The organism is Roseibium sp. AWQ4_290 (assembly GCF_056160985.1).
Genome location: NZ_JBSWYG010000002.1, coordinates 268,339 through 282,302, shown reverse-complemented (window position 1 = coordinate 282,302; position 13,964 = coordinate 268,339). Strand labels below are relative to the sequence as shown.

The 13,964-nt window shown below is 59.2% G+C and carries 10 protein-coding genes; 1 reads left to right on the top strand and 9 read right to left on the bottom strand.

Going from position 1 to position 13,964, the window contains the following annotated elements; genetic code table 11:
* Positions 1–32: 32 nt before the first annotated feature.
* The 4 genes from dnaE to proS all read right to left on the bottom strand — a co-directional run bounded on the left by dnaE (position 33) and on the right by proS (position 7,527).
* Entirely contained in the window at positions 33–3,551 is a 3,519-nt protein-coding gene (gene dnaE / locus ACXAH0_RS03515) for a DNA polymerase III subunit alpha (protein WP_475189129.1), read from the bottom strand.
* A gap of 527 nt (positions 3,552–4,078) precedes the next feature.
* On the bottom strand, positions 4,079–4,801 hold the full coding sequence (locus ACXAH0_RS03510) for an ABC transporter ATP-binding protein (RefSeq protein ID WP_475182221.1): 723 nt from the start codon (positions 4,799–4,801) through the stop codon (positions 4,079–4,081).
* A 9-nt stretch (positions 4,802–4,810) separates the two neighbouring features.
* Positions 4,811–6,115 (bottom strand): lipoprotein-releasing ABC transporter permease subunit, encoded by a 1,305-nt coding sequence (locus tag ACXAH0_RS03505; protein ID WP_475182216.1) that lies wholly within the window; start codon positions 6,113–6,115, stop codon positions 4,811–4,813.
* An 80-nt stretch (positions 6,116–6,195) separates the two neighbouring features.
* Positions 6,196–7,527 (bottom strand): proline--tRNA ligase, encoded by a 1,332-nt coding sequence (gene proS, locus ACXAH0_RS03500; protein ID WP_475182211.1) that lies wholly within the window; start codon positions 7,525–7,527, stop codon positions 6,196–6,198.
* A gap of 753 nt (positions 7,528–8,280) precedes the next feature.
* Here proS and ACXAH0_RS03495 point away from each other — a divergent pair.
* A complete protein-coding gene (locus ACXAH0_RS03495) occupies positions 8,281–9,069 on the top strand; it encodes a hypothetical protein (protein WP_475189128.1) in 789 nt (262 codons plus the stop codon).
* A gap of 201 nt (positions 9,070–9,270) precedes the next feature.
* Here ACXAH0_RS03495 and ACXAH0_RS03490 read toward each other — a convergent pair whose 3' ends face one another.
* The 5 genes from ACXAH0_RS03490 to nuoN are packed head-to-tail and all read right to left on the bottom strand — an operon-like array spanning position 9,271 to position 13,956.
* Entirely contained in the window at positions 9,271–9,558 is a 288-nt protein-coding gene (locus ACXAH0_RS03490; RefSeq protein WP_475182203.1) for a DUF1467 family protein, read from the bottom strand.
* A gap of 4 nt (positions 9,559–9,562) precedes the next feature.
* Positions 9,563–9,967, bottom strand: a complete 405-nt coding sequence (mce, locus tag ACXAH0_RS03485; RefSeq protein ID WP_475182199.1) for a methylmalonyl-CoA epimerase — start codon at positions 9,965–9,967, stop codon at positions 9,563–9,565.
* A 47-nt stretch (positions 9,968–10,014) separates the two neighbouring features.
* Positions 10,015–11,694 carry a ribonuclease J gene (locus tag ACXAH0_RS03480; RefSeq protein WP_475182195.1) on the bottom strand — a complete coding sequence of 560 codons (1,680 nt, stop codon included), beginning with the start codon at positions 11,692–11,694 and terminating at the stop codon, positions 10,015–10,017.
* Positions 11,695–11,727: 33 nt separating this feature from the next.
* Positions 11,728–12,510 (bottom strand): biotin--[acetyl-CoA-carboxylase] ligase, encoded by a 783-nt coding sequence (locus tag ACXAH0_RS03475; protein WP_475189125.1) that lies wholly within the window; start codon positions 12,508–12,510, stop codon positions 11,728–11,730.
* 6 nt (positions 12,511–12,516) lie between these two features.
* On the bottom strand, positions 12,517–13,956 hold the full coding sequence (gene nuoN, locus ACXAH0_RS03470; protein ID WP_475189122.1) for an NADH-quinone oxidoreductase subunit NuoN: 1,440 nt from the start codon (positions 13,954–13,956) through the stop codon (positions 12,517–12,519).
* Positions 13,957–13,964 lie beyond the last annotated feature (8 nt).

Below are 13,964 nucleotides of genomic sequence, written 5' to 3'. Positions count from 1 at the left end.
CATTCGGCCGCGCTTACACGCCGCTCCTGGTTTCAGGCCATTTGCACATCGGTGACGCCAGGCACCGCTTTCAGCGCACCGCCAATCTCCGGCGACAGGCGGAACCGGCCGGGAAGCTTGACCTCAACCTCACGCGCCCCGTTTTCCAGAAGCACAATCACGGTCACATCCCCTTCCCCGCGCACCTGAAGATGCTTGGCAAGGCTCGCGATCGGGCGCTCATCGCGCACAAAGACCCGCATGCTTTTCTGAAGCCGGGCAGCCATCTGGTCGATGGGATCAACCTGCTCAATCCGCAGCGACGGCTCCTCGTCGCGCATATCCGCTCCGACCAGCACCACAACGGACCGGCCCGTTTGCAGCAAGTCCCGGAACTGTTCCAGCTTTTCCCGGAACAGCAGTGCCTCATATTGTCCCGTCGCATCGGACAGGCGGGCAATGCCCATGCGCGTACCCGTCTTGGTTTTGCGCTCCTGCATCGACACCACGGTTCCGGCCAGCCGGCCATGGGAGGCCCCGCGTTTCACCGCTTCGGCGAATTGGGTCCAGGGCTGCACCCGCATCTTTTCCAGAACACTGGCATATTCATCAATCGGGTGGGCGGAGAGATAGAAGCCGATGGCCGCGTGCTCGCGCTGCAGCTTCTCCTCATTGGTCCAGCCATGGACCTCGTCCAGCTGCAGCGGCTCTTCACTGTCGCTGCCGCCAAAGAGTTCGTCCTGGCCCAGTGTGCGGTTTTCCTCGGTGCGCTGCGCCAGCCCCATGATCCGGTCCAGCCCTTCAAAGACGCGGGCCCGGTTGGGCTCAAGTTCGTCAAAAGCTCCGGCGGCCACCAGGTTTTCCAAAGTCCGCTTGTTCAGCGCCCCGGGAGAAATACGGCGGGCGAAATCGCCCAGGCTCTTGAACGGCTCATTGCCGCGCACCTCAACAATATGCTCCACCGCCTGCTCGCCCACACCCTTGATGGCACCCATGGCGTAGAGGATCTTGCCATCCGCCACATCGAAATAGACCTGCCCACGGTTGATCGAGGGCGGCACGATCTCAATGCCCATGCGCCGGGCCTCCTGGCGGAAATCGCCGAGCTTATCCGTGTTGCCCAGATCGAGTGTCATGGACGCGGCCATGAATTCCACCGGGTGGTTCGCCTTCAGCCAGGCGGTGTGATAGGAAACCAGCGCATAGGCGGCCGCGTGGGACTTGTTGAAGCCATAGTTGGCAAATTTCGCCACGAGATCAAAAATCGTCCCGGCCTGGTTCTTGTTGATGCCCCGCTCCACCGCTCCATCCACGAAACGGGCCCGCTGAACTTCCATCTCTGCGGCAATCTTCTTGCCCATGGCGCGGCGCAGAAGGTCTGCTTCACCAAGGGAATAGCCGGACAGGACCTGCGCAATCTGCATCACCTGCTCCTGGTAGACGATGATGCCGTTGGTCTCCATCAGGATCGGCTCCAGCAGCGGATGCAGGCAGTCGGGATCCTGTTCGCCGTGTTTCACCGCGTTGTAGACGGGAATGTTTTCCATCGGGCCCGGACGGTAGAGCGCCACAAGCGCAATAATGTCCTCGAACCGGTCCGGTTTCATGCCCGCAATCGCCCGGCGCATGCCCTGACTTTCCAGCTGGAACACGCCGAAGGTTTCACCCCGCGCCAGAAGCTCGTAGGTTTTGAGATCGTCAATGGGCAAGGCTGCCACATCCACGCCGATCCCGCGCCGCTCGATCAGCTTGACCGCCGTGTCGATGACAGTGAGCGTCTTCAGGCCGAGAAAGTCAAACTTCACCAGACCCGCATCTTCCACCATCTTCATGTTGAACTGCGCCACCGGCATATCGGAGCGCGGGTCGCGGTAGAGCGGCACAAGCTGTTCCAGCGGCCGGTCGCCAATCACGACACCGGCCGCGTGGGTGGACGCATGCCGGTAGAGGCCTTCCAGCTTCTGCGCCATGGACAGCAGCCGCTCGACAATCTCCTCTTCCCTTGCCGCTTCGCGCAGGCGCGGCTCATCTTCCAGCGCCTGACCCAGCGTGACCGGATTGGCCGGGTTCGCCGGTACCAGCTTGCAGAGCCGGTCGACCTGGCCATAGGGCATTTGCAGCACCCGGCCCACATCGCGCAGCACAGCCCTGGCCTGCAGCGATCCGAAAGTGATGATCTGGGCCACTTGCTGGCGGCCATATTTCTCCTGAACGTACCGGATCACCTCTTCCCGGCGCGTCTGGCAGAAATCGATATCGAAATCCGGCATGGAGACGCGTTCCGGATTGAGGAAGCGCTCGAACAGGAGGGAAAAGCGCATCGGGTCGAGATCGGTAATCGTTAGAGACCAAGCCACCAGAGAGCCTGCCCCGGAGCCACGGCCCGGCCCGACCGGGATGTCGTTCGCCTTAGCCCATTTGATGAAGTCGGCAACAATCAGGAAGTATCCCGGGAATTTCATCCGCTCGATGATGCCGGTCTCGTAGTCCAGCCGTTCCCAATAGTCTTTTTCTTCCAGACCCGGCGCCAGCCCGTGGGCCTCAAGGCGCGCCTGCAGGCCTTCCCTTGCCTGGCGCTTGAGTTCTTCAGCCTCCGCCTGTTCCGCCTCCTCCGGATCCGCATCCGCCCCGGCAAAACGGGGCAGGATCGGAGCCCGGCGCAGGGGCCGGAAGCTGCAGCGCCGGGCAATCTCCACCGAAGAAGCCAGCGCCTCGGGAAGATCACAAAAGAGCGAACACATCTCTTGCCGGCTCTTGAAATAATGTTCCGGGGTCAGGCGGCGGCGGTCATCTTCAATCAGCACCCGGCCTTCGGAAATGCAGATCAGAGCGTCATGGGCCTCGTAATCCTCACGTTTTGGAAAAAACGCTTCATTGGTCGCCACCAGAGGCAGCCCAAGTTCATAGGCCAAAGCCAGGAATGCCTCTTCGGTGCGCCGCTCGCCCTCCATGCCATGGCGCTGAAGCTCTACATAACAGCGGCCGGGAAACCCGTCTGCCAAACGTCTCAGCCGCCCCCGGGCAAGATCCTTCTGCCCTGCCAGCAGGGCCGCCCCCACCGGCCCGAGATGGCCGCCGGTCAACAGGATCACATCTTCGGATTTCGACAGGAGATAGTCCGCAGACACATGCGGCTTCAGACCGGTTTCCGTATCTAGAAAGGCGCGGGATGTCAGTTCCATCAGGTTGCCATACCCGGCCTCGGTCATAGCAATCAGGACCACATCGGCCAGCGCCGGTTCGCCCCTGCGCCCGCTCTCCAGCCCATCGTCAAAGAAAACCGACATCTGGCAACCGGTGACCGGCTGAATGCCAGCCCCCCAGGCCTTGGCGGAAAATTCCTGCGCTCCGAACAAATTGTTGGTGTCGGCAATGGCGAGCGCAGGCTGACCATCCTCCTTGGCAAGATCCAGGAGTTTCTTGATGGGCAGCGCCCCTTCAAGGAGCGACAGCGCCGAGTGGACACGCAGATGGACAAAGCCCGGGCCGCCTTCCGAAAGCGCAGTGCCCGCCGGGACCACATCACTTGGCGCCCTGGAGGCTCCTTGGGAAACTGTGTCGATCGCCGTCATGGAGGGTACCGCCTGTTGAAGAATCAGCACTCCAGTGAAGCCTGTCTTGCCCGGCCTGTCGAGCCATCTGCCGACTTGTACCCGTTGTTCTTGGGAGCCTTTGCATCAAACGGCCCGGGGGAGCAATCGCGGATAAAGCGCGCCCCATGCCAGCACGTCAGACCCGGCCCGGCGCGCAGCGGCCATCAGCCCCAAGCCTCGCGCCATTTTTCAAATCAGCCGTCAGCCAACCGCCAGAAGAACATCGCCCCAAACGGTCAGCGTGGTGCAAAAACAAACCAAAGAAGCAAGGGCTGCAAAATCACGAGCGATATGGATCATGTCATCCTCCAACGGTCAACTCTTACGTTGAAAAGAAGCATGTTCTATTTTTGTTCGTATTGCAAGCACTTTTTGTTCCCCTTGCTTTAACCAAGATCAAGCGCTTCTTAAACATCTCGTATTTGCTTTGTTCTCTTTGGCTCCATCCTGAAAGACGCAGCGCCCGGACAGGAGCCCTGTCCGGGCCCAGCCCCGCCATGCCAGCCTCAGGCTTTCAGGGGTTTGACCAGTCCGTCTTCCAGGGTGATCGCCCTGTCCATGCGCGCGGCAAGTTCCAGATTGTGCGTGGCGAACAAGGTCGCAACCCCGGACGCCCGCACCAGCGCCGCGAGCGCATCAAACACATAACTTGCCGTATTCGGATCAAGATTGCCGGTCGGCTCATCCAGAAGCAGGATGCGCGGCGCATTGGCGACGGCCCGCGCAACAGCAACCCGTTGCTGCTCGCCACCCGATAATTCTGAGGGATGATGACTGCCGCGCTCGCCAAGGCGCATATAGGCTAAAAGCTCGTCCGCCCGCTCAGCGGCCACCTTGCGCGGCAATCCCCGGATCATCTGCGGCATCATGATGTTTTCCTGAGCGGTGAACTCCGGCAGCAGATGGTGGAACTGGTAGACAAAGCCGATGTCATTGCGCCGCAGAGCCGTGCGCTCATCATCGGTGAGCTCCGAGCAATTGACCGGCCCCAGAAACACATCGCCAGCGTCGGGACGCTCCAGCAGCCCGGCAATATGCAGCAAGGTGGACTTTCCGGTGCCGGACGGGGCAACAAGTGCAACCATCTCTCCGGCATCAATCCTTAAATTGGCCCCACTGAGAATATGGAGCTGGCGCTCCCCCTCATCAAAACAGCGGGTAATTCCGGAAAGTTCGAGCGCTGCGGGGGCAATTCCCGGCGCCCGGCGTGGGTCAACGGCCATGTTCATCTCCCGCCCTCACTCGTATCTGAGCGCTTCGACCGGATCGAGGCGGGCCGCCCGCCAGGCCGGATACAGAGTTGCAAGCAGTGACAGCACCAAAGCCATCACCAGCACGGTGATTGTCTCGCCGCTATCGATATCGGCCGGCAGTTTCGACAGGAAATAAAGCGTCGGATCGAAAAGCTGCGTAGACGTGAGCCAGGACACAAACTGGCGGATGCTCTCAATGTTGAGGCAGACGATCAACCCCAGAAAGAACCCAGCCAAGGTGCCGACACAGCCGATGCTGGCGCCGGTGATCAAAAAGATGCGCATGACCGCCCCCCGTGTCGCCCCCATGGTGCGCAAGATGGCAATGTCACGGCCCTTGTCCTTCACCAGCATGATCAGGCCGGCAATGATATTGAGGGCGGCCACCAGAACAATCAGCGTCAGGATGATGAACATCACATTGCGTTCCACCTCCAGGGCGGAAAAGAACGTGACATTGCGCTGGCGCCAGTCGGTTACGAAAGTGGGCCTGTTGGCCGCATCTTCGATTGCGTGGGTCATGACGCCGACATTGTCCGGGTCGCTCACATAGACCTCGATCCCGGTCGCCTTGTCGCCCATGTTGAAATAGGCCTGCGCTTCTTCCAGCGGCATGAACAGGAAGGTGCTGTCATATTCGCTCATGCCGATCTCGAAGATCGCCGAAACGGGATAGGCCTTGACCCGGGGGGTGACGCCCATGGGCGTAACGCTGCCGCGCGGGGAAATGATGGTGATGTTGTCGCCGACCGTCACCCCGAGCTGCTGGGCCATGCGGGCGCCGATAGCCACCCCCTGCCCCGCATCGAAATCATCAATCGATCCGGACTCAATGTTGCCGGCAATCAGCGGCACCCGCCGCAGGTCGCTCTCATAAACACCGCGCACCAGGGCACCGAGATTGCCCGCAGGACCCGAAACGAGCGCCTGACCTTCAATGAAGGGAATCGCCGCAACCACGTCCGGAACGGCTTCCAGCCGCCCGGCCACCGCGTCATAGTCGTTGAGGGGCTGATCGATGGGCTGGACCAGCATGTGGCCATTGATGCCGAGGATCTTGCCAAGGAGTTCGGAGCGGAACCCGTTCATCACCGCCATAACGATGATGAGTGTCGCCACTCCCAGCATGATTCCGGCGAAGGAAAAGCCCGCGATCACCGAGATAAAGGTCTCCCGGCGGCGCGAGCGCAGATAGCGGCTGGCGATCATCCATTCAAAGGCGGAAAAGGGGCGTGTGGGCGCGGCCGGTCCCCGGTCCTCGCCTGCGTCCACCGTGTCTGTTGCCGTCATTGTCAATCCACTTCAGCACTGCCCAAAACCGGATGCCCCAAAGGCACCCGAATCCCCGCCCCGAGGATCACCGCAGCTGATCAGTCCGTCAATGCTGCCGTGAGTTTGTTCAAGGTTGCCTCCGGGGTGAGCATTTCCTTTTCCCCAGTTGAACGGTCCTTGACTTCCAAAACACCATCTTTCAGCCCTCGGGGACCAGCGACCACCTGGAACGGCAACCCTATCAGATCCATGGTCGCGAACTTCGCCCCGGCCCGAGTATCCGTATCGTCGTACAGCACCTCGATACCGGCCGCTTCCAGCTTGGCATAAAGATCTTCGGAGGCAGCATCGGTCACTGCATCGCCCGGCTTGAGGTTGACCAGCCCGACATGGAACGGGGCAACCGATTTCGGCCAGATGATTCCATTTTCATCATGATTGGCTTCAATCAAGGCCCCAAGAAGGCGAGACACTCCAACCCCGTAGGACCCCATATGCACGGTCACCTCGGAGCCTTCCGCTGTTGCCACTTTCGCACCCATCGGCTCGGAATACTTGGTGCCGAAATAGAAAGTCTGGCCAACTTCGATGCCGCGCGCAACGATGCGCTTGTCTTCGGGAACCGCTGCCTCGAAAGCCGCCTTGTCGACCACATCTTCCGTGGCCGCATAGTGGGAGGTCCAGTCGTTGACGATCCCGCTCAGATCGCTCTGGAAATCAACATCTGCTCCCGGCGTTGCTTTGGTCAGATAATCCGAATGGCAATAGACTTCGCTCTCGCCGGTCTCCGCCAGAACGATGAATTCGTGGCTGAGGTCACCGCCAATCGGGCCAGTCTCGGCCCGCATGGGGATCGCCGTGAGCCCCATGCGCTGATAGGTCCGCAAATAGGCCACGAACATGCGGTTATACGATTCAATCGCCCGCTCCTTGTCCAGATCGAAGGAATAAGCATCCTTCATCAGGAATTCGCGGCCGCGCATGATTCCGAAGCGCGGACGCACTTCATCGCGGAATTTCCACTGGATGTGATAAAGGTTCAGCGGCAGATCCTTGTAGGAGCGCACATAGGACCGGAAAATGTCCGTGATCATTTCCTCATTTGTCGGCCCATACAGCATGTCGCGCTCGGACCGATCCGTGATGCGCAGCATTTCCTTGCCATAAGCGTCATAGCGCCCGCTTTCGCGCCACAGTTCGGCGGACTGAATGGTCGGCATCAACAGCTGGATCGCGCCAGCCCGAGCCTGCTCTTCTTCAACGATGCGTTCGATCTTGCGCAAAACCTTGAGCCCGAGCGGCAGCCAGGAATAGATACCAGCCGATTGCTGGCGGATCATGCCGGCGCGCAGCATGAGCCTGTGAGAGACGATCTCGGCCTCCTTGGGAGTCTCCTTCAAGATAGGCAGAAAGTATCGGGAAAGACGCATGAATTTACTCTCGGGTTGCGCATAGCCTTGTTTATTTATGCGCAGTCAAACCGCATGCGGCGCCCAAAAACAAGCCTTTTGCAAACACAACCGATTGTTTTCGGACTTTATGCAACGGCTGTGGCACGGACTGAAAGACACAAGCCCTCCCTGGCAGCCAGAGTATTCGTTGCACCGGTACATTTAAAAAATAAAAAAATTAATTCGCCACTCTTACTTAATCGCAACCTACAGTCTTCATGAGTGGTTAAAATATGCAGGCAAATTAGGCAGGCAAAAAAGTTAGGCTCTTTACGACAAACAGGTGACAAGTGAAATTTGTTCCGCTACGTTCCTATCCCATAACAAAAAGGTGCCACGGTAGAAATGCCATGTTACTCAAGAACATCGCGGTCTGAGTCTTGGGAGGATGGTCCCTCAGGCGCATCTTAGGATCAGCAGCCGCCCAGCCAGGTTGAAACATTAGCCGGCAAGGGAAAAGGGTCAATTTAGACGCGGAACTTTGAAAGGCAGGGCACACCCTGCCTTTTTCTTTGACTGCACGGTCAATCTGAAGCTCCCGAAAAGCTCTTTTCGACCCCTTTCAAGTCAAATTAAATCACAAGACTTTCAGACACCAGCACATCCCTTACGTAAGAAAACGCATCAAGAGCACGCAACCAAAACACTTACCCAAGGTTGATCTTCCTTTCGCATTTCGCATTTATAACGGCGCAAATAATACTGAATGCAGATTACAGGGAGGATTTATCGATGTTTCAGCTTACCCGGACCGCCTTTTGCGCGGCCACAATCACGCTCGCCGTGCCGGTTTTCTCTGGCTCCGCATTGGCCGGCCCCGTCGGTGGCACAGGCCTGGTCACCCCGGATGTCATTTTCGGCTCCGGCAATGCCAACGGATCTTTCACCGGGGTCCAACAAAACAACGTGGAGCTGGGCCTTCGCGGCAAGCAGCGCTACAACGCATCCGGTGTGCCGGAAAACACGTTCAACTATGACGGCGACCGCACCTACACGTTTTTGCCTGCGGACAGCAACGCCCCGGCCAACCGGTCGGCCTTCAATTTTGAATGGAGCATAAATGTTGATCTGTCAGGCCTTGCCAACCGGATGCTGAACGGTCTGACCTATATTCTGGAGATCGATCTGGATCCGACCGGCGCAACCCATTTTCTGTCCTTTGATCCAATCAACACACTTTACGCGGACCATGCGCTTGGCGACAATTCAACGGGCAATGGCGGCGGCACCGTGGCCGGTAGTCCGTCAACCTATGCCGCTGCTCTGCTGACCTCCAGCTCCGTTGCCCAGCAATCCTGGAATCTTGGCTTTTTCTTCCCCGGCGGGATCAACCCGCAAGCAGAAGGGCTCTACACCATCAATCTGAGCGCCATACTCTCGGGCAAGACTCTCGCTTCGACCTCTATCGACATTCAGTATGGTGCCGTACCGGTTCCTCTGCCTGCCGCCCTGCCGCTTCTGGCCGGGGGGCTCGGACTTCTCGGAGTTGCCAGCTGGCGCAGACAGCGCAAATCGGCCTGACCACTCTGACGGCTGTGCTGGGTTGAACGGAACGCGCTTATGCGGGCGCCTTGAAAGCGGTCTGCCTTTTGCGCAATCCTCTCCGCCGCCAGACGGCGAACGGCACATCCGGTGGCTGGTCATTTGCGATAGACAGCCCCGGAAAGAAAGGCGGCCCTACGGGGCCGCTTTTGCCCTCGGCCCCTCCACATTATCGCCAGTCTATTGCGTCTGGCTATAGGGAGTGTCGGGCGGAAAAAGAAAGGGAATATCGTCCAGACCGTAGCCGGCAGAGCGAAGGCCAAAAAAGATCGAGAACAGCACGGTCGTGACAAATGTCGTCAGAACCAGCACCTTCAGAAATCTTGGCTTTTCAGGCGCGCTTGGCTCGGACCCGGGCTGCACATTCCCCGCCTCCTCCTGGGTGCGATGCAGCCCGAAGGGCAGGATCGCAAACAGAATGATCCACCACATCATGAAATAGATGGCCAGGCTGAAGGCGACGGACATGGGATCAAGCCTCTTCCAGCTCGGTCAAGGTGCCGAGAAAATCCTTCGGATGCAGAAAGAGAACAGGCTTGCCATGGGCCCCGATCTTCGGCTCGCCATCCCCCAGGACCCGGGCGCCATCGGCCAGAAGCTTATCCCGGGCCGCCAGAATGTCCTCCACCTCATAACAGACGTGGTGAATGCCACCGGATGGATTCTTTTCCAGAAACTTGGCGATGGGGGAATTTTCCCCCAGCGGCTCCAGCAATTCGATCTTGGTGTTGGGCAGCGTGATGAACACCGTGCTCACCCCGTGGTCGGGCTGTTCTTCCCGGGCAGAAACGTCTGCGCCAAGCGTATCCCTGTACACTGCCGCCGCCGCTTCGATATCAGAAACGGCAATCGCAACATGATTGAGCCGGCCTATCATTTGAACTCCTCCACCAGGAAAAGCTGCCCTTCGGCAGCCTCCCGCAATTATAGTTGCGTCACCATGACCTTACAGAGCGTCTTTTTGCCCCACACGCTCAGGATCTCGGACCGGGCGGCCCTGCGCGCGGCTTCCCCGACCAGGGCCTTGTCCTTGCGCCGGGCCTTGGGAATACTGGTGACCGCCCCGGTCACAGCCTTGATGACAATATCCTCCATCGGCTCGCCTTCATCATCCGTATCCGGAAGCCCCATCAGCGTGACATCCGGGTCGGTCAAAAGCTCCCCGGCCCGGTTGACCACCAGCGCAACGACTGCCGCTCCGGCATAGGAAAGCTTGCGCCGCTCCTTCACACCGGTCACCTCCGGGTCGTCCAGAATATCGCCATCCTTGACCAGGATTCCAGACGGTGCCTCATCAATGATCCCGGCCGAGCCCGCGCTCAAACGGACGATGTCGCCGTTCTTGCCGCGCACCACTTCCGGAACGCCCAGCTGTTTTGCAAAGGCAGCGTGGGCCGAAAGATGCAACGGTTCCCCATGCACGGGAAGCACGACTTTCGGTGTGAGCAATTTGTATAATTGCTCCAGTTCGCCCCGGCGCGGGTGTCCGGACACATGCACCAGCGCATCCCGGTCCGTCACGATGTGCACGTCGCTACCGGCCAGATTGTTCAGAACCTCGCCCACCGCTTTTTCGTTGCCCGGAATCGTGCGCGAGGAAAAGATCACCATATCGCCCTTGGAAAGCGCGATGTTGCGATGGTCTCCGGCCGCAATCCGTGCCAGCGCGGCCCGGTTTTCCCCCTGGGAGCCGGTGCACAGCAGCACCGCCTTTTCCCGCGGCAGATAGCCAAACGCCTCTTCATCGTGAAACGGCGGCAGGCCGTCCAGATAACCTAGTTCACCGGCAACCTCTATCACCCGGTGCATGGACCGGCCGACAACAACCACATCCCGCTCATTGGCGGCTGCGGCTTCAGCGATCGCCCGGATACGGGCCACATTGGAGGCAAATGTGGTCACGGCGATCCGGTGTTTTGCTCCGGCCATGACCTTTTTCAGCTCTTCAGCCACATCGGCCTCGCTCGGGCTGACACCGTCCCGCACCGCATTGGTGCTGTCACAGACAAGCGCCATCACCCCTTCCCGGCCCAGTTCGGCAAGACGCTCCATGTCAATGGGACGGCCGACGCCCGGGGTCGGGTCGATCTTCCAGTCGCCAGTGTGCAGCACAAGGCCCGCCGGTGTGCGGATCGCAAGAGCACACGGCTCGGGGATGGAATGGGCCATAGCCACGAATTCCACCTCGAACGGACCAATCTGATGCCGTTCCCCCTGATTCACCACCGTTACAGGCACCTCTTCGGCGCCCGGCTCGCTCTCGGCTTTGGCCGCCAGCAGTCCGGCGGTGAACGCCGTCGCATAGACCGGCACCTTCAGGAACGGCCACAGGTGCAAGATACCGCCATAGTGATCCTCATGGGCATGCGTAATGACCATGCCCGCGATATTGTCGACCTCATCTTCCAGAAACTTGATATCCGGCAGCACCAGATCAATTCCCGGCAGCTCGGGGCCAGCAAAACTGACGCCGCAATCGACGATCAGCCAGGTCCGGTTGTCCGCAGGGCCAAAGCCGTACAGTCCGAGATTCATTCCGATTTCGCCAACACCACCCAAAGGCAGGAATACGATTTCATTTTTCTTGTTATTGGCCGAAGCCATGGAGTGCTCCCTTAAAGCATGTTCGCAAGGCGGTTACCGGCGGCTTGCCGCCGGGAAAAACACATCGCCTGCATAAATGGTCCGGACCCGGCCATCCGGTTGTTTGAGCACCAGATGCCCGCGTGAGTCCAGATCGGCAAAAATGCCGTGAATGTCTTCCTGAGCTGTTCGGACCGTGATCTCCTGACCGAGATGGGCTGCCCGTTTCAGCCAGCCGGTCCTGATCTCCTCAAACCCGCCCGGTTGCTGCCACCGCGCAAGATGGCCGGTAAAAGAAGCGGTCAGCGCGCCGAACATCTGTTCAGCAGACACCAGATATCCCAGGCTTCTGAGATCAGTCGCCTGATACATCGAAAGCGGTGGATGAGAGACGCAATTCACTCCGATGCCGATGACAATCGCCTGCCGGCCATCGGCAAGGATTTCGGCTTCCAGAAGAATGCCTGACAGCTTGGCCCCGCCGACCAGAAGGTCGTTGGGCCATTTCAGTGCCACCAGATGAAGGGTTCCAGCCGCTTTGTCAACGGCATCGGCCAGAGCGACCGCCGTCAGAAGGGGCAATTCCCCGACCCTGTCAGCCGGTTGCGGGGCGATCAACAGCAGGCTGGCGAACATATTACCGGTCGGCGACGCCCATTCCCGGCCTCTCCGGCCACGCCCCGCCGACTGGGCTCCTGCACGGATCCACAGATTGCCACGGTGCCCCTGACGCGCCCGTTCGAAGCACAGCGCATTTGTGGAACTGACGGTGTCATGCTCTTCAAAGAGAAAGTCCGGCGCCCCCGGCACCGGACGTTCAGACCTGTTCTGGGACATGAGCGGTCAGAACAGCGACTGGGCGGCCGCGCTGGCCGCATTCACCACCTGCCCCGGCGCCAGCCAGAACAGGACGACAAAGACGCTTGAGAGGCCCAGAACCACTTTCAGTTCGGCTGGCATTGCCTCAAACCCTTCCACCGGCTCATCGAAGAACATCACCTTGATGACCCGCAAATAATAGAAGGCTGCGATCACCGACATCAGAACCGCGATAATTGCCAGCGGATAAAGCCCTGCCTCTACAGCCGCTGAAAACGCGTACCACTTGCCGAAAAAGCCGACCATGGGCGGAATGCCGGCAAACGAGAACATCAACAAACCCAGCAGAACCGCCATGGGCAGGTTGGACTGGGACAGGCCTGCCAGATCATCAACCTCCTCGACCATGCCATCCTTGCGCCGCATAGACAAAATGCAGGCAAACACGCCAAGGATCATGCCGAGATAGGCCATCATGTAGAAGATCACCCCTGCGACCCCGGCCTGGGTCCCGGCGGCAAGCCCGACAAGCGCAAACCCCATGTGACCTATGGAGGAATAGGCCATCAGACGTTTCAGGTTGCGCTGCCCGATGGCGGCAAAGGACCCAAGCGCCATGGAGGCAATGGAAATAAACACCACGACCTGCTGCCAGTCGCCGGTGACCGGCTGAAAGGCGTCGATCACAATGCGCACCAGAATGCCCATGGCCGCCACTTTCGGCGCAGCCGCCAGGAAAGCAGTGACCGGCGTCGGCGCGCCTTCATAGACATCAGGGGTCCACATATGGAACGGTACCGCCGAAATCTTGAAGGCAAGGCCCGCCAGAATGAAGGTCAGTCCGATCACAAGGCCAATGCTTGCCTCCTGATGGGCCAGAATGTCTGCGATGCCGGCAAAGGAAATCTGACCGGTAAAGCCGTAGACCAGTGACATGCCATACAGCAACATCCCGGAGGACAAAGCCCCAAGCACAAAATATTTCAGGCCCGCCTCCGTGGAACGCACACTGTCCCGGTTGATCGCCGCAACCACATAGAGCGCCAGACTCTGCAGCTCCAGACCGAGATAAAGCGCAATCATGTCATTGGCTGACAGCATCAGCATCATGCCAAGCGTCGCCAGAACAATCAGGATCGGATATTCGAAATGGTCAAAAGATTGGCTCTTCGCATAGGCCCAGGACATGGCAATCGCAAAGAACGAACCTGTCAACACCAGCAGCTTCAAGACATAGGCAAAATGATCCAGAATAAAGGACCCGCCGAAAGTCTGACCAAAGACCGGAACGAACAGGAGGATCAGGAACGCTGTGCCCAAGAGCCCCATGGCCCCGCCAAACACAGCATAGCTGACATCCCGCCCACCGAATGCTCCGATCATCAAAAGCACCATGGCGCCGATGGCCATGATGATTTCCGGCACCACCGGCAGAAGGTCTGGCAATTGGGTCACATCTGACATGGCTGTGT